The 21,326-nt window shown below is 66.3% G+C and carries 21 protein-coding genes; 17 read left to right on the top strand and 4 right to left on the bottom strand.

Translation table 11 applies throughout. The features are described from left to right. Positions 1-11 precede the first annotated feature (11 nt). Positions 12-1,055 carry a LacI family DNA-binding transcriptional regulator gene (locus NMQ03_RS00325; RefSeq protein WP_255173881.1) on the bottom strand — a complete coding sequence of 348 codons (1,044 nt, stop codon included), beginning with the start codon at positions 1,053-1,055 and terminating at the stop codon, positions 12-14. A gap of 237 nt (positions 1,056-1,292) precedes the next feature. On the opposite strand from NMQ03_RS00325, the gene NMQ03_RS00320 reads away from it, so the two are divergent. Genes NMQ03_RS00320 through NMQ03_RS00290 form a run of 7 tightly spaced genes read left to right on the top strand, consistent with a single transcriptional unit; the run spans position 1,293 to position 8,567 of the window. Further along, positions 1,293-2,621, top strand: coding sequence for an extracellular solute-binding protein (locus NMQ03_RS00320; protein ID WP_159634879.1), 1,329 nt, complete (start codon positions 1,293-1,295; stop codon positions 2,619-2,621). Beyond that, the gene (locus NMQ03_RS00315; protein WP_159634882.1) at positions 2,618-3,553 is read left to right on the top strand and encodes a carbohydrate ABC transporter permease; all 936 of its coding nucleotides are present in this window, start codon (positions 2,618-2,620) and stop codon (positions 3,551-3,553) included. The genes NMQ03_RS00320 and NMQ03_RS00315 overlap by 4 nt, the downstream gene beginning before the upstream one ends. Position 3,554: 1 nt before the next feature. Then, positions 3,555-4,460, top strand: coding sequence for a carbohydrate ABC transporter permease (locus NMQ03_RS00310; RefSeq protein ID WP_255173880.1), 906 nt, complete (start codon positions 3,555-3,557; stop codon positions 4,458-4,460). A 13-nt stretch (positions 4,461-4,473) separates the two neighbouring features. Beyond that, on the top strand, positions 4,474-5,664 hold the full coding sequence (locus NMQ03_RS00305; RefSeq protein WP_255173879.1) for a Gfo/Idh/MocA family protein: 1,191 nt from the start codon (positions 4,474-4,476) through the stop codon (positions 5,662-5,664). 51 nt (positions 5,665-5,715) lie between these two features. Beyond that, a complete protein-coding gene (locus NMQ03_RS00300) occupies positions 5,716-6,720 on the top strand; it encodes a sugar phosphate isomerase/epimerase (protein WP_255173878.1) in 1,005 nt (334 codons plus the stop codon). A gap of 48 nt (positions 6,721-6,768) precedes the next feature. After that, the gene (locus NMQ03_RS00295; RefSeq protein WP_255173877.1) at positions 6,769-7,467 is read left to right on the top strand and encodes a ThuA domain-containing protein; all 699 of its coding nucleotides are present in this window, start codon (positions 6,769-6,771) and stop codon (positions 7,465-7,467) included. After that, positions 7,452-8,567, top strand: a complete 1,116-nt coding sequence (locus NMQ03_RS00290; protein ID WP_255173876.1) for a Gfo/Idh/MocA family protein — start codon at positions 7,452-7,454, stop codon at positions 8,565-8,567. Before NMQ03_RS00295 ends, NMQ03_RS00290 begins: the two co-directional genes overlap by 16 nt. A 36-nt stretch (positions 8,568-8,603) precedes the next feature. Here the strand turns inward: NMQ03_RS00290 and NMQ03_RS00285 are convergent, their stop codons facing one another. Beyond that, positions 8,604-9,755, bottom strand: coding sequence for a diguanylate cyclase (locus NMQ03_RS00285; RefSeq protein WP_255175699.1), 1,152 nt, complete (start codon positions 9,753-9,755; stop codon positions 8,604-8,606). A gap of 147 nt (positions 9,756-9,902) precedes the next feature. On the opposite strand from NMQ03_RS00285, the gene NMQ03_RS00280 reads away from it, so the two are divergent. Beyond that, positions 9,903-10,139: a zinc-ribbon domain-containing protein gene (locus tag NMQ03_RS00280; RefSeq protein WP_255173875.1), complete on the top strand. Its 237-nt coding sequence runs from the start codon at positions 9,903-9,905 to the stop codon at positions 10,137-10,139. Between the two features lie 18 nt (positions 10,140-10,157). Here NMQ03_RS00280 and NMQ03_RS00275 read toward each other — a convergent pair whose 3' ends face one another. Next, complete coding sequence (locus tag NMQ03_RS00275) at positions 10,158-11,423, bottom strand: MFS transporter (protein ID WP_255173874.1); 1,266 nt, start codon at positions 11,421-11,423, stop codon at positions 10,158-10,160. A 109-nt stretch (positions 11,424-11,532) separates the two neighbouring features. Here NMQ03_RS00275 and NMQ03_RS00270 point away from each other — a divergent pair, with 109 nt between their 5' ends. From NMQ03_RS00270 to NMQ03_RS00230, 9 genes are all read left to right on the top strand, one after another. After that, on the top strand, positions 11,533-12,051 hold the full coding sequence (locus NMQ03_RS00270) for a CGNR zinc finger domain-containing protein (protein ID WP_255173873.1): 519 nt from the start codon (positions 11,533-11,535) through the stop codon (positions 12,049-12,051). 250 nt (positions 12,052-12,301) lie between these two features. Next, positions 12,302-13,462 (top strand): ribosome small subunit-dependent GTPase A, encoded by a 1,161-nt coding sequence (gene rsgA / locus NMQ03_RS00265; RefSeq protein ID WP_255173872.1) that lies wholly within the window; start codon positions 12,302-12,304, stop codon positions 13,460-13,462. 44 nt (positions 13,463-13,506) lie between these two features. Continuing rightward, the gene (locus NMQ03_RS00260) at positions 13,507-14,223 is read left to right on the top strand and encodes an alpha/beta fold hydrolase (protein WP_255173871.1); all 717 of its coding nucleotides are present in this window, start codon (positions 13,507-13,509) and stop codon (positions 14,221-14,223) included. Between the two features lie 42 nt (positions 14,224-14,265). Next, entirely contained in the window at positions 14,266-15,369 is a 1,104-nt protein-coding gene (locus tag NMQ03_RS00255; protein WP_255173870.1) for an agmatine/peptidylarginine deiminase, read from the top strand. After that, on the top strand, positions 15,366-17,138 hold the full coding sequence (locus tag NMQ03_RS00250; RefSeq protein WP_255173869.1) for an amidase: 1,773 nt from the start codon (positions 15,366-15,368) through the stop codon (positions 17,136-17,138). The genes NMQ03_RS00255 and NMQ03_RS00250 overlap by 4 nt, the downstream gene beginning before the upstream one ends. A gap of 165 nt (positions 17,139-17,303) precedes the next feature. Continuing rightward, the gene (locus tag NMQ03_RS00245; protein ID WP_255175698.1) at positions 17,304-18,554 is read left to right on the top strand and encodes a D-arabinono-1,4-lactone oxidase; all 1,251 of its coding nucleotides are present in this window, start codon (positions 17,304-17,306) and stop codon (positions 18,552-18,554) included. A 22-nt stretch (positions 18,555-18,576) separates the two neighbouring features. Beyond that, the gene (locus NMQ03_RS00240; protein ID WP_255173868.1) at positions 18,577-18,912 is read left to right on the top strand and encodes a hypothetical protein; all 336 of its coding nucleotides are present in this window, start codon (positions 18,577-18,579) and stop codon (positions 18,910-18,912) included. 158 nt (positions 18,913-19,070) lie between these two features. Beyond that, positions 19,071-20,207 (top strand): Vms1/Ankzf1 family peptidyl-tRNA hydrolase, encoded by a 1,137-nt coding sequence (locus tag NMQ03_RS00235; RefSeq protein ID WP_255173867.1) that lies wholly within the window; start codon positions 19,071-19,073, stop codon positions 20,205-20,207. A gap of 46 nt (positions 20,208-20,253) precedes the next feature. Then, positions 20,254-20,538 carry a hypothetical protein gene (locus tag NMQ03_RS00230; protein WP_255173866.1) on the top strand — a complete coding sequence of 95 codons (285 nt, stop codon included), beginning with the start codon at positions 20,254-20,256 and terminating at the stop codon, positions 20,536-20,538. A 72-nt stretch (positions 20,539-20,610) separates the two neighbouring features. Here NMQ03_RS00230 and NMQ03_RS00225 read toward each other — a convergent pair whose 3' ends face one another. Next, positions 20,611-21,144, bottom strand: coding sequence for a MarR family winged helix-turn-helix transcriptional regulator (locus NMQ03_RS00225; protein ID WP_255173865.1), 534 nt, complete (start codon positions 21,142-21,144; stop codon positions 20,611-20,613). Positions 21,145-21,326: the final 182 nt, after the last annotated feature.

The following is a 21,326-nucleotide window of genomic DNA, read 5'->3' as shown; positions in this document are numbered from 1 at the left end:
CGCCCCGGCGTTCAGGCGGCGGGAGGGGCGGTGGACTCGCGGACAATCACGTGGGTGGCCAGCTCCACCCGGTGGGAATCGAGGACTTCCCCGCGTGCCTGGCGCAGCAGCGACCTCAGGGCAGCCCGTCCCATCTCCTCGAGGGGCTGGGCCACCGAGCTCAATGAGGGGACGGACTGCTCGCCCTGGTTGGTGCCGTCGAAACCGATGAGGCTGATGTCCTCCGGGACCCTGATCCCGTGGTGCCGCGCCTCGCTCAGGACCCCCAGCGCGATCGTGTCGCTTCCCGCGAAAATGGCGGTGGGAAGTTCATCGAGCTGCAGCAGGGCTTTGAGTCCCTTGACCCCGCTCTCGGTCCGGAACCGGCCCCCGGAGACAATGTACCGGGGGTCCACCGGCACGCCGGCAGCCATGAGGGCAGCCATGTAACCGTGAAGCCGCGCCTGGTTGCATTCGGCCCCCTCAATCCCGCCGATGTAGGCGATGCGGCGGTGCCCCAGCCCCAGCAGATGCTCGGTGGCCGCCTTGCCGCCGGCCCAGTTTGTCGCGCCGACGCTGACCACGTCAGCGGAAGGCGGATTGAGCGGGTCGATGACCACCACCGGAATCTGGCGGCGCCGGAACGCATTCAGCTGGGCCTCGCTGAAGGCTGAGGTGACCACGATCATTCCCGCCCTGCCCTCTTCCAGGATGCGCTGGGCACGGCGTTCGGGGCTGTGCGCCCCAACGGTGGACTGGCCGGTCACACTCACGAGGATTTCGACATCGGCGACGGCTGCGAACTGCAGGATGCCGTTCAGGACCTGGATGGTGTAGGCGGAATCAAGGACGTCGATGACCACTTCCACCACGGTGGCACTTTCCGTGGCTGCGCGGCGCTGCACGGGCGACTGGTACCCCGCCTGCTCCAGTACCGCGAGGATCCGCGCCCTGGTTTCCGGCGCCACGTCGTCCCGGCCGTTCACCACCTTGGAAACAGTTGGAGCCGAGACCCCTGCCTGCCTGGCAACGGTGGCGAGCGTTGGCTTTGTCCGCTCAGGCAATCTGGTCGTCATTGGTTCGCAATCTTTCGAAAATGGAGAGTGAATTCATTCTGGGGAAGGCGACTTCGAAACGTCAAGCTCAGCTCGGTTTATGGTGTTGAGCCAAAAAAGATCCTCTACGATCCCTTGACCACGCGAATATTTAGGGCTTTAGTTTACAGCGTGACTTATATCACCGTTCGAAATGTTTCGAATGAACGTCGGAGCTGATGCCCCGTACCTCGACCGCAAATTCACAATGGAGAAGCAATGAAGCAACCCCAGACGTCCCGGCGCTCTTTCCTCGCCCTCGCTGCCCTTACTCCCTTTGCCGTTGCCGCAACCACTGCCTGCGGAACGTCAGGTCCGGGCGCCTCGAGCGGCGGTGGAGGCGCCAGCATGTGGTATCTGTCCGGTGAGCCGAACCAGACCACCATGCAGAAGGCGGTGGATGCATTCAATTCGGCCAACTCCGCTGACAAGATCAACGTCACCTACTTCCAGAACGACGCCTACAAGACCAAGATCAAGACCGCCATCGGCGCCAACCAGGCGCCAACCATCATCTACGGCTGGGGCGGCGGTGGCCTGAAGACCTACGCAGAGGCCAACCAGGTCGAGGACCTGACCAGCTGGTTTGAGCAGAACCCGGACGTGAAGAACAAGTTCTTCCCGTCCTCCTTCGGTGCCGCCACGATCAATGGCAAGATCTACGCCCTGCCCAACCAGTACGTGGCCCCGATTGTCCTGTTCTATAACAAGGACCTGTTCCAGAAGGCAGGCGTCCAGCCGCCCAAGACGTGGGAAGACATCATGTCCCTGGTCAAGACCTTCAACGACATGGGCGTGGCTCCCTTCTCCCTGGGCGGCCAGTCGCGCTGGACCTCGATGATGTGGCTTGAGTACCTGCTGGACCGCATTGGCGGCCCGGAAGTCTTCAAGGCGATCTTCGAAGGCAAGCCCAATGCCTGGATGGACCCGGCGGTGATCGAGACCGGCACCAAGGTCCAGGAGCTGGTCTCCGCCGACGGCTTCATCAAGGGCTTCTCCTCCATTACCGCTGACTCGCAGGCAGACCAGGCACTGCTGTTTTCCGGCAAGGCCGCCATGATGCTGCACGGTTCCTGGACCTACGGTGCCATGAAGAAGGCCGGCCAGAACTTCGTCCAGAACGGCAAACTGGGCTTCGTCCCCTTCCCCACCATTGCCGGCGGGAAGGGCGATCCGAAGAACGGCGTGGGAAACCCCGCGGCCTACATGTCCATCTCCTCCAAGGCCAGCGACAAGGAAAAGGAATCCGCCAAGAAGTTCTTCAAGGACGGCATCCTGACCGAGACCGTGATCGACGCCTACATCAACTCCGGCTCGGTGCCCATCGTCAACGGCATCGAAGACAAGCTGAATACGTCCGAGGACAAAGAGTTCCTTAACTTTGTCTACGACATGGCCAAGAACGCCCCGAACTTCCAGCAGTCCTGGGACCAGGCGCTGAGCCCCACCGCCGCCGAAGCCCTGCTGAACAACATCGACCAGCTCTTCCTGAAGTCGATTACGCCGCAGCAGTTCGCCGAGAACATGAACGGCACCCTCGGGAAATGAGTAACGCCGTCTCCACCGCCCCGCGGGCCACTGCCAGGATCAAGGAATCCAGGCAGACCGAACAGCGCAAGGCCGCCCTGGCCTGGCTGACACTGCCTGCCCTGTTCTTCTTCCTGGTGTTCGCCGTCATCCCGTTGGCCGGCGTGCTCATCCTCAGCTTCACCAGCTGGGACGGGATCGGTGCCATCGGGGCGGCGGGGCTGGACAACTGGTTCTCCGTGCTGGCAGACCCGGGGCTGTACAACGCCCTGGGCCTGACCTTCCTGATCATGATCGTCTCGTGGCTGGTCCAGACCCCCATCAGCCTCCTGCTGGGGGTCTTCACGGCAGGAAGCCAGCGGTACCGTGCCGCCCTGGCAGTGCTGTACTTCCTGCCCCTGCTGCTGTCCTCGGCCGCCGTCGCCATCGCCTTCAAGGCCCTGCTGGACCCGAACTTCGGCCTGGCAACCGGCCTGGGCCTGCCCTTCCTGGCGCAGGACTGGCTGGGGGTTCCGCACCTTGCCCTGGGCCTGGTTATCTTCGTCATCGCCTGGCAGTTCGTGCCGTTCCACACGCTCATCTACCAGGGCGGCGTGCGGCAGATCCCCAAGTCGCTGTATGAAGCGGCCCAGATTGACGGCGCCGGAACCATCAAGCAGTTCTTCCACATCACCCTGCCCCAGTTGAAGTACACCATCATCACCTCCTCCACGCTGATGGTGGTGGGCTCGCTGACGTACTTCGACCTGATCTTCGTCCTCACCGGCGGCGGACCCGGAAACTCCACCCGGATCCTGGCCCTGGACATGTACCTCAGGGGCTTCCGGGCCAACCTCATGGGCCCTGCCAGCGTCATCGCCGTCATTCTCGTCATCATCGGCCTTGCACTTGCCTTGTTCCTCCAGCGCCTTGGAGGCAAGGACAAGCAGGGCAGCCAATTGGAAGGTTTGTAGGGTGAGTACCGTCCTGAAGAGCAATACACGGGAGGCCCGGACCGGCTCCATTGGCGGCCCACCGGCCGCCACAAGGGGACTCGGTTCACGGCTGAAGCGGCTGAACATTCCCGGCGGCCTTGGCGGCTGGATCTGGCTCGCCATCATCATCCTGCCGGTCTATTACGTGGTGATCACCAGCCTGAAGACGCAGGCAGGCTACTTTGGCCAGAACCCTCTGGCCCTGCCCGCATCGCCTACGCTGGAGAACTACCAGATGGTCCTCGAGGCGGATTTCGCAACGTACTTCATGAACAGCGCCATCGTCACGCTCGGTTCCGTGATCCCCACGGTGCTGGTTTCCTTCATGGCTTCCTTCGCCATCGTCCGTGGCAGCGGCAGGTTCCTCAAGCTGGTCAACGGCGTGTTCCTCATGGGGCTTGCCATTCCCCTGCAGGCAACGATCATTCCCATCTACTTGATGATCATCCGGCTCAACCTGTATGACAGCCTGCTGGCGCTGATGCTGCCGTCCATTGCCTTCGCCATCCCGCTGACGGTGCTGATCCTCTCCAACTTCATCCGCGACGTCCCGAACGAACTGTTCGAGTCCATGCGGCTGGACGGCTGCAGTGAATGGCAGACCATGTGGCGGCTCGCGCTGCCCCTCACCCGGCCAGCCATCGTGACAGTGGCCATCTACAACGGCCTGCACGTCTGGAACGGGTTCCTGCTGCCGCTGGTCCTCACCCAGAGCCCCGGCCTGCGGGTGCTGCCCCTGGGCCTGTGGACCTTCCAGGGCGAATTCAGCGTCAACATTCCCGCCGTGCTCGCTTCCGTGGTGCTCAGCACCCTGCCCATCCTGGTGCTGTACGTCATCGACCGGCGCCAGTTGCTCGCAGGCCTGACCGCGGGCTTCAGCAAGTAGAAAGGACATCTCCATGACCACCGCACAACCCCTGCGGGTCGGCATGGTGGGCTACGCCTTCATGGGTGCAGCCCACTCCCACGCCTGGCGCACCGCACCCCGGTTTTTCGACCTGCCCCTGCAGCCCCAGCTGACTGCGGTCGCGGGCAGGAATGCCGAGGGCGTCCGTGCCGCCGCAGACAAGCTCGGCTGGGAATCGGTTGAAACGGACTGGCGCCGCCTGATCGAGCGCGACGACATCGACCTCATCGATATCTGCACGCCCGGCGACACGCACGCCGATATTGCCATCGCCGCCCTTGAAGCCGGCAAGCACGTGCTGTGCGAGAAGCCGCTGGCCAACTCCGTCGAGGAAGCCGAACGGATGACGCTCGCCGCGGAAACCGCTGCGAAGAACGGCGTCTTCTCGATGTGCGGCTTCAGCTACCGCCGAACTCCGGCACTGGCGCTGGCCAAGCGGTTCGTGGAACAGGGCAGGCTGGGCGACATCCGCCATGTCAGGGCCCAGTACCTGCAGGACTGGCTCACCGATGCCAACGCCCCCATGACCTGGCGGCTGGACAAGAGCAAGTCCGGATCCGGCTCCCTGGGTGACATCGGAGCACACAGCATCGACGCCGCGCAGTGGGTCACGGGCCTGAACATCAGCGGGGTCTCGGCACTGATGGAGACCTTTGTGCAGGAACGCCCGCTGACCGGCGACCTGGTGGGCCTCGGCGGGCACGGCGACCTCAGCAGTGATGCTCCGCGCGGAAAAGTCACGGTTGATGACGCGGCAATCTTCAGTGCCAGGTTCGACGGCGGCACGGCTTCGCGTGCGATCGGCGTCTTTGAAGCCACGCGGTACGCCCTGGGCAGGAAGAACGCCATGCGGCTGGAAATCAACGGCACCAAGGGTTCCCTCGCCTTCGATTTCGAGGACATGAACGTCCTGTCCTTCTACGACGCCGCCGAATCCCCCGACGCCGGGTTCCGGAAGATCTTCGTCACCGAGCCCGAGCACCCCTACGTCGGAAACTGGTGGCCCACCGGCCACGGCCTGGGGTATGAGCACGGCTTCACCCACCAGGTGGTGGACCTCGTCACGGCCATCGGCGAAGCCCGCCAGCCGGAACCGTCCTTCGCGGACGCCCTGCAGGTGCAGCGGGTCCTGGCCGCCGTGGAGTCCAGTGCCGCAAATTCCAGCCAGTGGCAAAGAGTCTGAGCGGCAGTTCGGCACGGCATTGACCAGCTTCAAGCGATCCAAGGAATAGACATGACACGACCAATCACGCTGTTTACCGGCCAGTGGGCCGACCTGCCCTTCGAGGAAGTGGCGCGGCTCGCGGGCGAGTGGGGCTTCGACGGGTTGGAGATCGCCTGCTGGGGCGACCATCTGGATCCGCACCGCGCGGCCGAGGATGACAACTACCTCCAGGGCCGGCTGGACATCCTCGAAAAGAACAACCTGAAGGTGTTCGCCATCGCCAACCACCTGACCGGACAGGCAGTGTGTGACGACCCGATCGACGAGCGCCACCAGGGCATCCTGTCAGCGGACGTCTGGGGCGACGGCGAGCCCGAAGGCGTACGCCGCCGGGCAGCGGAAGCCATGAAGGACACCGCCAGGGCTGCTGCCCGCCTCGGGGTGAAGACCGTCACCGGCTTCACCGGCTCCTCCATCTGGAAGGCGGTGGCCATGTTCCCTCCTGCCTCCCAGGAAATGATTGACGCCGGCTACCAGGACTTCGCAGACCGCTGGAACCCCATCCTCGACGTCTTCGACGAAGTGGGTGTCCGGTTCGCCCTCGAAGTCCACCCGTCCGAAATTGCCTACGACTACTGGACCGCCAAGCGCACCCTCGAAGCCATCGGCCACCGGGAAAACTTCGGCCTGAACTTCGACCCTTCCCACTTCATCTGGCAGGACCTGGACCCCGTGATGTTCCTGCAGGACTTCGCAGACAGGATTTTCCACGTCCACGTCAAGGAATCCATCCGCCAGCTCGACGGCCGCAACGGCCGCCTGGGCTCGCACCTGGCCTGGGCCGACCCCCGGCGCGGCTGGGATTTCGTCACGGCAGGGCACGGGGACGTGCAGTGGAACCGGATCTTCCGGACCCTGAACGCCATCGGCTACGAGGGCCCCACCAGCATCGAGTGGGAGGACGCCGGCATGGACCGGCTCATCGGCGCCCCGCAGGCGCTGGCCATGGTCCAGGACCTGGCCCGGATCGCCCCGCCGGCAGCAGCCTTCGACGCCGCCTTCGCCAGCCGCTGACCCCACGCCTTGCCGGCAAGAGCCGGCAGCAAACCAAAGGAAACTCAAATGACAGAACGCAAGAACGCCCTGGTGGTCCGCGGCGGCTGGGACGGCCACCAGCCCTACGAGGCCACAGAGCTCTTCATCCCCTACCTCAAGGACAACGGCTACGACGTCCGGGTGGAGGAATCCCCCAAGGTCTACGCCGATGCTGCCTATATGGCAGGGGTGGACCTCATCATGCAGTGCATGACCATGACCACCATCGAAAAGGACGAATTCGCCGGACTGCGGGCAGCCGTGGAGAACGGCACCGGCCTGGTAAGCTGGCACGGCGGGATTGCCGATTCCTACCGGAACACGTCCGACTACCTGCACCTGATCGGCGGCCAGTTCGCCTGCCACCCCGGCAAGCACCCGGACGAGTGCATTGGTGAGCAGTCGGACAACTACGTGCCCTACACCGTCAACATGCTGCCGGCCGCCGCCGACCACCCCATCACCAAAGGCATCAAGGACTTCGACCTGGTCACCGAGCAGTACTGGGTCCTCTCTGACGATTACGTCGACGTCCTGGCCACCACCACCCAAAAAGTCCGCGAATGGGACCCCTGGAACCGCGAAGTGACGTCCCCTGCCATCTGGACCCGCCAGTGGGGCAAAGGCCGGATCTTCGTGTCCACCCCCGGGCACCGCGTGGAAATCCTCCAGGACCGGAACGTACGCACCATCATCGAAAGGGGCCTGCTGTGGGCAAGCCGTTGAAAGTCGGAATCGTTGGCTGCGGAGCCATCATCGCGCAGTACCTCGCCAACTTCCGCCGCCTGGACCAGATCCAGTTGGTGGCCGTGGCGGACCTGGATCCGGCACGTGCGCAGGCAGTTGCGGATGACTACGACGGCGTCCGCGCCGTCACGGTGGAGGAACTGCTCTCCGCGAAGGACGTGGACCTGGTCCTGAACCTGACCATCCCCGCCGCCCACGCGGAGGTGGCACTGAAGGCCATCGCCGCAGGAAAGAGCGTCTACGGCGAAAAGCCCTTGGCTGCCACCACCGAAGAAGCACGCCGGGTGCTGGAGGCGGCGCGGGAGGCAGGTGTCGTCGTCGGCTGTGCACCTGACACCGTGCTGGGCACCGGCATCCAGACCGCCCGCAAAGCCATCGATGACGGACTGATCGGCGCACCCATCTCGGCGTCCGCCACCATGGTGACGCCGGGCCACGAGCGCTGGCACCCCAACCCGGACTTCTACTACCAGCCCGGCGGCGGCCCCCTCCTGGACATGGGCCCCTACTACGTCACGGCACTCGTGACGCTGCTGGGCCCCGTGGTGTCGGTGATGGGTGCCGCCAGCCACACCCGGAATGAGCGGACCATCGGCTCGGGGCCCCGCCAGGGCGAAAAGGTACCCGTGAACATCGATTCCCACGTCACCGGCGTCCTGGTCCACGCATCCGGCGCGCTCTCCACGCTCTTCATGAGCTTCGATGCCGTGAAGTCCAAATCCCCCAACATCGAGATCCACGGTGAGCGCGGCTCCCTGGTGGTACCGGACCCCAACCACTTCGACGGCGACGTCCAGCTGTTTTCCCTGGGCGCCGAGGACTGGGAAACCCTGCCCGTGTCCGCCGGATACGTTGATTCCGGCCGCGGGTTCGGCATCGCGGACCTGGCCGCCACTCCACAGGGCAAGGAACCCCGGGCCGGCGGAGCCCTGGCCTACCACGCCCTGGAGGTCATGGAATCCGTCCTGGAATCCGCACACAAGGGCACGGCGGTGGCCATCCAAAGCACCGTTGAGCGGCCTGACAGCGTGGAGCTGACGGTCCTGGCTGAGCAGGCAGACGCGCTCCGGTCCAAGTAGGCCGGTGTCCGGAACCGCGCCGCCGAAGCAGCAGGGCTAGTGCAGCCGATCGCTGCGGGCGGCGCGGTTCCTGCCCTGGGACTTGGCCCTGTATAAAGCCGCGTCCGCCGAGGCGACCAGGTCATCCGCATCGTAGGTTCCGTCGTCGTACGTGGAAATCCCGTAACTCGCGGTGGGCATCTCCATGCCATCCGGTGCTTTCGCGACGGCCAGGCGCCTGCTGATTTCCTCCGCGATCGTCTCTGCCCGTTCCGCGCTTGCCCCCGGAACCAGGATGACGAACTCCTCCCCGCCATACCGCCCGATCAGGTCAGTGGAGCGGACAGTTGCCACGCAGGCGTCGGCGAAGGCCTGAAGCGCCAGGTCCCCGGCGGCATGGCCGTACGTATCGTTGACCGCTTTGAAGTGATCCAGGTCGGCAAGGAGCAGGGCTCCCGAGCCGCCCGTGATGCTGCGGTCGGCAAGCTGTTCTGCAGCAAGGTCCATGAAGGCCTTGCGGTTTAAAAGCCCCGTGAGGTCGTCCCGGGTGGCCACCACGCGCAGGGCACGTGTCTGCTGTTCACTGCTCAACGCCGCCATGCTGAAGGAAACCACCACCAGCAACACCATGGTGACCAGCGTGGTGATGGCCGATCCAAAGACATTAACGAACACGGGGCCATCCTGGCCCTCCGCCAGGAATGCCAGCCAGCGGAAGAAATAATAAACGGAAAGTCCGCCCGCAGCCACCGCCATGGGGATGCGCACCCGTGAATACCCCGGCTCAAGGCGCCACAGTTCACGGGACGCCAGGCCAACGGTCAAGCTCATCGCGGCCAGGAAGACGGGACCGCCGGACCAGGTGTTCGTAGCGGGATGGTCAAGCAGGGAGGCCACCAGGGTGATCAGCGGAATACCCGTGAAGGCCCACTTGGGCGGCCGCACGGTCCGCAGCGAACGTGCCCCCGCCCACACCGCGACCCCGCCGTGGACCAGCAAGGTGTTCCCCACCGGGTTGGCCCACCACTGGTGGGGCGTGCCATCGAGGAGGAAACAGGCCGATCCCGACAGGAAGAACAGCAGGGCGCCGCACCACCAGGCGCTGTACGGCGAGCGCGTCACCCGGTAGGCGGAAAAGTAGAACAGAACCACCAGCACCAGGGCCATCAGGCCAAAAGCGATGCGCAGGGTTGCCGTATCCAGAACCATGTGCCAGAAGTCCCCCCAAACGCGGCGATTGCTGCTCACGCAAGTATTGCATTTCACACAGACACTGCAGAAGCTTCCGTACCCCTGATCGCGACCTTCGAAACTCGCCTAGGGTGGTGCTTAGCCACCGGACCACGAAAGGCCGCCATGCTTCTTCTCTTTGGGTTCAAGACCGTGCACAAGGCCCTGCCGGGACGGACCGCTACCTGCCCGCACTGCGGCGCCTTCATCCACCACCTCCTTGAGGAGCAGGCCACCAGGTTCACGCTGTTCTTCATCCCGGTGCTTACCGTGTCCCGGAAATACCGGATCACCTGCACCAACTGCGGCCACGTCTCGTCCATCAGCGCCCGCCAGAAGCATGCGCTGGAGCTGCGGCGGTAGGGACGGCCGTTCCGGAAGTCAGCGGCCCAGTTCCGGAAGCCGCAGCAGGGCAACCGCGCCCGCTGCCACCAGGACGGCTGCGGCGGCGCTGATTCCCGAATACCCGGTCATGCCCATGACCGGCCCTGCGGCCGCGCTGCCCAGCGCTGCCGCGAGAGACATGGCGGCGTCCGAAAAACCCTGGGCGGGGATCCGCTGGGAGGGTGCCAAGGCAGCGACGAGCAGCGTGGATCCGGCCACGGTGGTGGCGGACCAGCCCAGGCCCAGCATGACCAGCCCGATGGTCACGGCCGCTGGATACTCCGGTGCCAATCCCGTGAGTGCCAGTGCGGCCGTAAGGGTTGCCAGACCCGCCAGCACCATCCGGGCTGGCCCCATCCTGTCCGTGAGCCACCCCACCAGCGGCGACAGGGCGTACATCCCCGCGATGTGCAGGGAGATGGTCAGCCCGATCAGCGCGATGGTGTCCGGGTGGCCCGCGGCCGCTCCGGCCTGGTGCTGCATGTGCAGCGGGGTCATCGACATCACCGCCACCATCACAGCGTGCGCGGCCACCACGGCCACCACCGCCCCGCGGGTGGTGCGGTTCTCCCGCACGATGCGCCATCCGGCCTGCAGGGCGCCCCGGCGCCGGACACTGTCACCGGAATCAGCACCATCCATGGTGCGGCGGGTCAGCAGCGGGTCGGGCCGGAGGAAGAGCCACACAATCGAAGCACCGATGACCATGCCGGCCGCCGAGATGAGGAACGGCCCTGCTGCGGCAGGAATGCCCAGCCAACCGGCCAGCACCGCGCCGGGACCTACCATGTTGGGTCCGGCTACTGCCCCGACGGTGATGGCCCACACCACCAGGGAAAGGTCACGTCCGCGGTGCGCGGGTTCGGCCAGGTCCGTCACCGCGAAGCGGGCCTGGAGGTTCACTGCCGAAGCCACGCCTACCAGGAAGGCACCGGCGAGCAGCAGGAGGAAGAGCCCCGTGATCACGGCGCCCACCATCAGGGCGGTACCGGCAATCGCAGCGACAAGCCCTGAAGCAAGGGCAAAACGGCGGCCGCGGGAGAGCGCCAGTTGCGCCAGCGGTATGGCTGTCACTGCCGTTCCCAGCGTCAGGAACGTGTTGACTGAGCCTGCCCAGGCCTCGGAGCCTGACAAATCCACGGCCAGGATAGAACCCAAGGCCAGCGTGGAGCCGTTGCCCAGCCCGGAAAAGATTTGGGCGGACACCAGCGTCCTGCGCATGCGGGACTGCAGGGACCGAGTGGTTTCGGAGGAGGTGGTCAAGGATCTGGCTCCTGGTCAGGAAAACGTGGGGTGTGGCAGGACCCTCTGGGGCAGCCCGCCGTCATGCCCAGTGTGGTGTCATGGGTTTATGCAGTTCAACCATGACAATATGTCTGGCGTCCGGGTGGCGGAAGCACTGGTCAACATGCTGGGCGGCGGAGGCTGGGACGAAGGTGCTCTGGAGGACCTTTTGGCGGACCACCTTTTCCACAATCCGCAGGTGGGCGCGAAGGAGGAAGCGCTCCTGCAGGAGTGGACAGTACGCCTGCGCGCTGTCTTTGAGTCGGACAGCGAGGGGGACCGCTGTGCCGCGGTGAACTCGTTGCTCGAACAGGGGGTCAAGCGTGTGTTCCTGACGGTCCACGACGGACTGGGCCCACACCTTCACTTTGCTGAAACCAGCGACAGCCTCGTTGAGCGCGTGCGCGCCCTCACCGCAGGTGGATTGGCCCTCTTCGTCACGGAGGCAGCGGGAGGCCGGCTGGGTACCTGCGCCAGGGATGGCTGCCCGAAGGTTTACGCCGACACCAGCCGTGGCGGACGCCGTGCCTACTGCTCCGCCCGGTGCGGCAACGCCGATGCCGTGATGCGTTACCGCGAGCGCGGGCGCCCCGCAGGCCGTCTTTAGGAGACAGCCGTTAGGCCTGGTCCCCGACGGCGGCGGGCGCTAAAGTGGGACCCGTTCAGACCCTGCCGTCCCCGGCAGGAGGACGGTGAACCCGCGAGGGAATGGAGGTGGTTTTGATGACTGCAGTTGCCGCGCGCCCAGAGCGCTCCGCACCCATCACATCATCCATCCTCCCGGCTGCACCCGCCTGACCTGTCGGCAGTTGCCAGCAGCGGCGCTGTTGCACCGGGGACCCCGCAAGGAAACCACAGTGCACAATTCTTCAGGCAACCCCCTGGACAACACCCCAAGTACCACCCAACCAACCGGCGGCCCCTGCGCTTACGGCTACATCCACGCCGTCGCCCGCCATTTCGACCAGTACCCCTGCCCCGGCGCCACGGAACGCGGACGGGTGGTCCGCGTGGACCGCACCCTGCTGCTGGTCGCGGTCGAGGACGGCCTGCTCCACCTGCCGTATCCGCTGTCCGGGGAGCCCGCCGTCACCGGCGACTGGGTTTGGATCGGCCCCAACCGGGGCGGTGACCGCCAGATCCTGGCAGTGCTTCCCCGCCGCTCGGAGCTCAGCCGCAAACGCGCGTTCGAGGATTCCTCCGAGGAACAGGTCCTGGCCGCGAACATGGACACCGTGGGGGTGGTGGTGCCCGTGGACCGGCCGCTCACGCACAACCGGCTGGAACGCACCCTCGTTGCCGCCTGGGACTCCGGGGCCACCCCGCTGGTGATTGTCACCAAGGCGGACCTGGCTGATGTGGCGGACGACGTCGTCGGGAAGGTCATCCTGCAGGCGGCAGGCGTGGAGGTGGTCACCACGTCCGCTGAAAACGGCGACGGGATCGACGAGCTGATGTCCCGCATCCAGCCCGGCGGCACCATCGTGCTCCTGGGTCCGTCCGGCGCGGGCAAGTCCACCTTGATCAATGCGCTGGTGGGCCGCGAGGTCCAGCAGACCGGGGAGGTACGGTCCGGGGATTTCAAGGGCAAGCACACCACCACCGCCCGCGAGCTGGTGCCGCTGTCCAACGGCACGGTGTTGATGGACACGCCCGGTGTGCGGGGTTTCGGTTTGTTCGACGCCGGCGAAGGCCTGGGCGGGATGTTCGGCGATGTGGAGGAACTGGCCGCCGGCTGCCGCTTCGCGGACTGCGGCCACGGCGGTGAGCCCGGCTGCGCGGTGCGGGAAGCGATTGACGGCGGCGTTTTGGAGGAACGGCGCTGGAACTCCTACCTGAAGATGCAGCGCGAACTGGCCTCGCTGGCACGCCGCTCCGACGTCGCCGCCCAGCGCGCCTACCACCGGGAGTGGCACCAGAAGGTGGTGTCCGCCGGAAAATCGCAGCGCTGGGCGGAACGCGAGGCCTCCGAACGCCAAGGCCGGACCGCGGGGAAGGACCGTAAGCGGAAGCGGTAGGAGAGACCGTATTCCCGCGTGGGGGCGGGGAGTAGGGTTCGGTCATGGACATCATCCTGGTTCCCGGTTTCTGGTTGGACGCCTCATCCTGGGAGGAGGTGACCCCTCTCCTGGAGGCGGCAGGGCACCGCCCCCACCCCCTCACCCTCCCGGGGAAGGAATCCGTGGACGCCGCCAGGGCGGGCATCAATCTGCAGGACCACATCGACGCGGTGGTGGAGGTCCTGGACGGCTTCCCCGGCAAGGTGGTCCTGGTGGGCCATTCCGGCGGCGGTGCCATCATCCACGGCGTGGTGGATGCGCGGCCGGACAAGGTGGCGCGCGCCGTGTACGTGGACAGTGGACCACTCGGTGATGGGGGCGTCATCAATGACCAGTTGCCGGCCGTTGGAGACGAGGTGCCATTGCCGCCGTGGGGGAATTTCGACGACGCCGACCTGGTGGATCTCGATGACGGGCTTCGCCAGGCCTTCCGTGACCGCGCCACTCCGGAACCCCGGGGCGTGGCGTATGGCAAGCAGCAACTGCATGACGAACGCCGCTACGAGGTCCCCGCCACCGTGATCGCCTGCGAGTTCCCTTCCGCCATGATCCGGGAATGGATCGTGGCCGGGCACCCCTTCGTCGCCGAGCTGGCCAAGGTCCATGACGTGGAGTACATCGACCTGCCCACCGGGCACTGGCCGCAGTTCACCAAGCCGGAGCAGCTGGCACGGGCCATCCTGGCGGCCGTTGACCGGACCAATCCCCGCCAGGTTTGAAAAACCCTTGCGTGCGGACGGCGCCGTCTCCATAATAAATGAATGGCATTCATTTATACGACAGCAGTCGGTGGCAGCGCCGCCCCTGACCATGCGGCCGTCAGTACCGCGTCCCGCATGCCCGCCGAGTGGGAAGCCCACCAGCGGACCTGGATGGCCTTCCCGCCGCCAAATGAGACCTTCGGGCCGGTGGGAAGCTCCACCTTGGACCGGGCGCGGGCCGCCTGGACCACGGTGGCCCGGACCATTGCAAGGTACGAGCCCGTTACGGTCGTCGCCGATCCGCGCGATGCCACCGCCGCGCGGGAATGGCTCGGCCAGGGCATCGACGTCCTGGCCGTTCCGCTGGACGACGCCTGGCTGCGGGACAGCGGCCCCACCTTCGTTCATGCGGCGGACGGCTCCCTTGCCGCGGTCGACTGGATCTTCAATGGCTGGGGCGCGCAGGATTGGGCTGCCTGGGCCAAGGACCAGGACGTGGCCCGGAGCGTGGCAGCCAGCACCAACGTGCCAGTCAGGCGAAGCTCCCTGGTAAACGAGGGCGGCGGATTCCATGTGGACGGTGAAGGCACGGTACTGCTGACCGAAACGGTCCAGCTCGATCCCGGCCGCAACCCCGGCGCCACCAAAGAATCCGTCGAGGCAGAAGTCCATGCAGCCCTGGGCACCACCAAGGCCATCTGGCTTCCGCGCGGACTCACCAGGGACTATGACGAGTTCGGCACCCGCGGCCACGTAGACATCGTGGCCGCCTTTGCCGGCCCGGGAACCATCCTGCTCCACCGCCAGGACGACCCCGCCCACCCGGACCATGCCGTCTATCTGCAGCTGAAGGCAGTCCTTGCCGGGCAACTGGACGCCCAGGGCCGGCCGCTGCGCATCATCGATGTCCCGGCCCCCACCACGCTCAAGGATGACGAGGGCTGGGTGGACTGGTCCTACATCAACCACTACGTGGCCAACAACGTGGTGGTGCTCTGCGGCTTCAACGATCCCAACGACACCATCGCCGCCGGCATCCTGGCGCGCGCCTACCCCGGACGCACCGTGCAACTGGTGGATGCCCGGGACATCTTCGCCTTCGGCGGCGGCATCCACTGCATCACCCAGCAGCAGCCGGCCCTGCGCAAAGGCGATGCAGCATGAAGCAGGCGCAGGCCACTCGTCCACCGGCCGCTGCGGGGACCTTCGACGTGGTGGAGGCCGGCATCAGCCAGCTCCGGGCGGCCCTTGACGCGGGTGTGGTCACCAGTGAAGACCTGGTCCGCCTCTACCTGGCGCGCATCGAGAAGTATGACTCATCAGGAATACGTTTGAACTCGCTCGTCGTGATGAACCCGGAGGCCATCGCCGAGGCGCAGGAATCGGACCGCCGCCGTGCCGCCGGGTACACTCTCGGCCCGCTGGACGGCATCCCCTACACCGCAAAGGACAGCTACCAGGTCAAAGGCCTTACCGTGGCTGCCGGTTCACCCGCTTTCAAGGACCTGGTGGCGCAGCGCGACGCCTTCACCATCGAGCGGCTGCGGGCCGGGGGCGCCGTCCTGATCGGACTGACCAACATGCCGCCCATGGCCAACGGAGGTATGCAGCGCGGGGTATACGGCCGCGCCGAGAGTCCCTACAGCGCGGACTTCCTCACCGCGGCCTTCGCGTCCGGTTCATCCAACGGGTCCGGAACGGCGACGGCCGCCAGCTTCGCAGCCTTCGGACTGGCGGAGGAGACCTGGTCCTCAGGCCGGGCGCCGGCGTCGAACAATGCCCTTTGCGCCTATACGCCCTCCCGCGGCGTCATCTCCGTGCGCGGGAACTGGCCCCTGGTGCCCACCATGGATGTAGTGGTTCCGCATACCCGCACTATGACCGACCTGCTGGAGGTCCTGGATGTGGTGGTGGCGGACGACGTCGAACCACGCGGTGACTTCTGGCGTGTCCAGCCCTGGATCCGGGTGCCCAAGGCATCCACCGTCCGGCCGGCGTCGTACCTTGACCTCACCGTTACGGACGCCGCCGCGGCGGCAGGCGTACTCGCAGGAAAGCGACTGGGCGTGCCCCGCATGTACGTCAACGCGGACCCGGAAGCCGGCACTGCCGAAGCGCCAGGCATCGGCGGGCCCACAGGGCAGCGGATTGAAACCCGCGCGTCCATCGTGGAGCTGTGGAAGGCGGCCCGCCGGGACCTGGAAGCCGCAGGCGCCGACGTGGTGGAGGTGGACTTCCCCGTGGTCTCCAACTACGAAGGCGACCGGCCCGGCGCGCCCACCATCGCCACCCGGGGGCTGGTGTCCCCGGAATACCTGCGCCGGGAAATCGTGGACCTGTCGGCCTGGGCGTGGAATGACTTCCTGGACGCCAACGGCGACCCGCAGCTGAACCGCCTTGCCGACGTCGACGGTGCCGCCATCTTCCCGGCCCCGGACGGCGCCCTTCCGGACCGCTACGACGGCTTCGATGACGACATCAGCGACTATCCCGGCTGGATCCGCGGGCAGGGAGTGCCCGTCCTGGCCGACATTCCGCACCTGCCCGGGGGCCTGGCAGGCTTGGAGGAAACCCGCCGGGTGGACCTGGAGGAATGGATGGACCAGCTGGGCCTGGACGCCGTGGTGTTCCCGGCGGCAGCCGATGTTGCCCCGGCAGACGCGGACACCAATCCCGCCTCGGCGGACACCGCCTGGCGCAACGGTGTGTGGGTGGCCAACGGGAACCTGGTCCCCCGGCACCTTGGCATACCCACGGTCACGGTCCCCATGGGCATCGCGGCGGACATCGCCATGCCGGTGGGCCTCACCATCGCCGGCAAAGCCTATAGCGATACCGCCCTGCTCCGGCTCGCCGCGGCCATCGAAGCCACCGGGAGCCGCCGCATGCCCCCGCCCCGCACCACCACACCCTGCAACGAAAGAAGCTCCTGACTGGACGGCTTCGGTGTCCGCCTGCCTTCGGCCCTCCCCGCGGCGGCTGGAGGCAGGCGGATCACGACCACGCCACATCCCCGCCCACACAGCGGAAGCGCCTTGACAGCCTCGATTGTTAGCGCTGACAGTGGGAGGAAACCGATGCCAAGCGAAAGCCACTCGATGAAGAACTGGGCAGGAAACCTCGAATACTCCTCCACGGATGTCAGGCGGCCGGAATCCGTAGCGGAACTGGCATCCATCGTGGCCGCTTCGCCGCGGATCAAGGCCCTGGGGTCGCGGCACTCGTTCAACCGGGTGGCGGACACCGACGGCGTGCACGTGCTGCTCGATGCCCTGCCCCAGCAGGTGGAACTGGATTCCGGCCGCGGAACAGTGCGCGTCAGCGGGGGCGTGAGTTACGGGGCGCTCTGCCGGACGCTCCAAGAGGCCGGCCTTGCCATCCACAACCTTGCCTCGCTGCCGCACATCTCGGTGGCAGGCGCGGTCCAGACCGGCACGCACGGCTCCGGTGTGAACAACCCGTCCCTCGCCGGTGCCGTGGAGTCCATCGACCTGGTCCGGGCCTCCGGAGAGCAGGTCACGCTGACCAGGGATGACGGCGATGAGTTCCTTGCAAGCGTGGTGGGCATTGGGGCCCTGGGCATTGTCACCGGGCTGGAACTGGCGGTGCGGCCCAGCTTCAGGATGCGCCAGCGGGTTCTGGAGGACTTGCCGTGGGACAACGCCCTGGGAGAATTCGCCGGCATCGTGTCCAGCGCCTACAGCGTGAGCCTCTTTACGGACTACGCGGGCAGCAGCATCAACCAGGTCTGGCTCAAAGCGCTCGACGGCGAGGAGCCGCTTCCAAACCTGTTCGGGGCAACCGCCGCGCTGCATCCCCGGCACCCCCTCCCGGACATGTCAGCGGAGAACTGCACGGCCCAGTTGGACGAACCCGGGCTGTGGCTGGACCGGCTGCCGCACTTCCGGCACGAGTTCACCCCAAGCAACGGAGACGAACTCCAGAGCGAGTTCATCCTTCCCCTGGAGCAGGCCCCCGCCGCCCTCCAGGCAGTCCGTGCGCTGGCTGAGGACCTCTCGCCCCTGCTGTTCGTCTCGGAGATCCGCACCGGCGCCGCCGATGAGTTCTGGCTCAGCCCCTTCTACCGGCAGCAAAGCGCGGCGCTGCACTTCACGTGGAAGCCGCTGCAGCCTGAGGTGGAAGGCTTCCTCCCGGTCCTTGAGGAAGCCCTGCGGCCCTTTGGTGCCCGGCCGCACTGGGGCAAGCTGTTCACGCCGGAGGGTTATGACTGGGAGGCGTTGTACCCGCGTTTCGCCGATTTCCGTGCCTTTGCGACCGGCCATGACCCCGAGGGCAAGTTCCGCAATGCCCTGCTGGACAGCATCCTCGGGGTGCCGGCACGCCGGTAGAAGCCGCCGGTACGCTGGAGGCATGACACTTCGCCCCGCCGCCGCCACTGCCTTTGCCGCCGCCCTGCTGCTGACGGGATGCGGCGCCGTGGGGGAAGCCGCAGGCACCGCGGCCAGCGACGCCGCCTCCAGGGCGGCCTCGGCCGCCGCGCAGGAAGTCAACCGGCAAATCTGCGCAGTGGTCAAGGACGGCCTGGTCAGCGCTGAAGACCGCCAGGCGCTGGCCGGCTTGGTTTCGGCCGCGCGGACGGCAGGGGTTCCTGCAGAGATCACGACGCCGTTGGGCCGGATTGCGGAGGCCGGGGACCAGGTGCCGGCAGACTCCGTCCGGGCCCTGCAGGACGCCTGCAGCGGCTGACCGGCAAGGGGCCGGAAGGCCCTTCAGCGCCCGGATCGCCGCTGCTACGGTGAAATGACGAACCAGTAAGCCTGTGGCAGTACGCCACGCGCGAAGGAGATCGTCATGGCAGAACGCGGCAAAACCACCTCGGCCCCACGCATCGGGGAGGAGGAGGAATGACCACGAACCTGCAGAAATATGCCGATCTCTACCGCACTCCCGGCCCCTGGTGCACGGCCTACGTGGACGCGGGAACCGGAACAGTGGACACCCTTGAAGCCGGGGATGTCAGGGCCGGAAATACACGCGCCCGGCTTGAAGCACAGGGGGCAACCTCCGCTGATATCGAGGCAATGGAACAGGCCCTCCAGCCGGCCGCCGGGATTCCCTCCCCCGTGGCACGCTTCGTCCTGGTCCACGCAGGGAAGGCCGTAGTCAATGAGGTGCTTCCCGGCGATCCCGTCCTGCCGGAGCGGCTCGCAGTGGAGCCCGTCCCGGACCTGCTGCCGCTGGTCAAGCACCGGCCCGAAGACCTTGCCTACGTGGTGGCGGAGGTAAGCCGGGAACACGGCGAAATCCGGCTGTACCGGGCCGGGGCCAGGGTTCCCGCCATTGTGCAGGACGTGGAAGGCGAATCCGAACATGTGCACAAGTTCCATGGCGGGGGCTGGTCCGAACTGCGGTTCCAGCACCATACCGAGGACGTCTGGCGCCGTAACGCCGACGAAGTGGCAGGCGAAATCGACAGGGTGGCCAGGGCCAGCGGCGCCCGGCTCATCGTGCTCGCCGGTGACATCCGTGCCCGGGGCCTGGTCAAGGACAACCTCTCCGAAGCCGGCAGGGCATTGGTGTCGGAGGTGGAGTCCCACACCCATACCGCCGGGGCTGGCAGCGCCAACCTGGAGGACCACGTCAACCAGCACGTTGCTGAACTGTGGGCGGAGGAGCAGCAAGCCGTCATGGACAGGCTGGCCGTCCAGGAGGGCCAGGCCAATCCGGAGGCAGCGCACGGCATCGGAGCGGTTGTGCATGCACTCCAGCAGGCGCAGGCGGACGTCCTGATCTTTGATGATGCCGCCTTGTCCGGACGGACCCTGCTGGCCCTGGATGCGGAACCGTGGGTTGCCACAGCCAGGGAAGAAGCCCTGACTGCCGGCATCCTGGGAGAAGTGCCGGCCCCTGCGGCGCTGCTTCGCGCGGCCGCCCTTACCGACGCACGCGTTCTCCTGGTTCCGGGACCGGTCCTGCCGAAGGGCGTGCATATCGCGGCACTTCTGCGCTGGTCCTCGGGACCGGACGTCCCGTCGTCGTAAGCCCTGCTGCCTGTCCGCCCGGAAACCAGCGATTGGAAGGTGCACCATGAGCACTGCAGATGAGAATCCGGATAAGGCGCTGGACAGCGTCATGGTTCCGGAAGAGGATGCGCTGCCCAACCCCACGCGCACTGGGCATGGCAAGATGCCCGAAGAAATTGACGACGACGATTACCAAAAGGCAGTCGAGCAGGAACGGGTTGCCGCGGGGCTGGCTGACTACGCCCCGGCCGACGTTCCATCGGCCACGGATCCGTTGCCGCCGGAGGCATCCGATGCCGCAGACCTTGCGCAACGGGGCCTGCTGGAGGAGGAAGAAGACAAGGAGTAGGAAAAGGCGGTGCCGTACTAACGCGCCGCCACCGCTTCCTGAGGAACCGCCTCCGGCTCCCTGCCGGCCCTGTCAGTTTTGGTGTGGCTGTTCCCAGCCACGCATTCCGGCTGCCCGCCCGGTCTGGGGCCGGTGCCCGGCCCGGTGTTCCGGCGGAGCAAACGGAACGACGCCGCTATCGCGGTGGAGTGGGACGGCACGGACGAACTTGGTGAGTTCCTCCCGGAGTTCCTTCCAGCCGATGTCCGGATCGTCCGGATAGGCGTTGACCTCCGCTTGGCGCGCCGCCTCGACGGCGGCAACACCGGCGTCCGTCAGCTCCACTTTCAACTGCCGGCGGTCCGAGGCGTGCCGGGTCCTGGTGATGAGCCCCGTCCCCTCAAGCCGGGTAAGGACCCGGCCCAGTGTCTGGCTCTGGACCCTTATCGCATCGGCAAGCTGTTCCTGGTTCAGTGGGCCCCCCGTCAGGCCTTCCAGTGCAATAACTGCGGCACGGGTGAGGCCAAGGGGGGCCAGTGCATCGTCCTGGCGCCGCTGGATGAGCCGGGCCGCCAAAGTGATCAGGCGGTAGCTGCTCCGGGCGTCCGGATCGAGATTGCTGGTCATCGGCCGCGGCCTTCCTGTAGGTGGCGAAGTGCTGGTCACCCTGCGTCGCTACACCACTACAATAAGCATGCTTAGCAACATATTCGCAAGTAGGCTTACTATCCAGCGGCCACCCAACCCTATCGCCAGGCGCCCCGCGACTTCGAAACTGCAGCACTGCCCCTTGCAATCCAAATGGGAAG

The sequence above is a fragment of the Arthrobacter sp. DNA4 genome, from assembly GCF_024362385.1.
Classification (GTDB): Bacteria; Actinomycetota; Actinomycetes; order Actinomycetales; family Micrococcaceae; genus Arthrobacter.
Note: the sequence above shows the minus strand (reverse complement) of the source record. Positions and strands in the feature narration are given on the sequence as shown.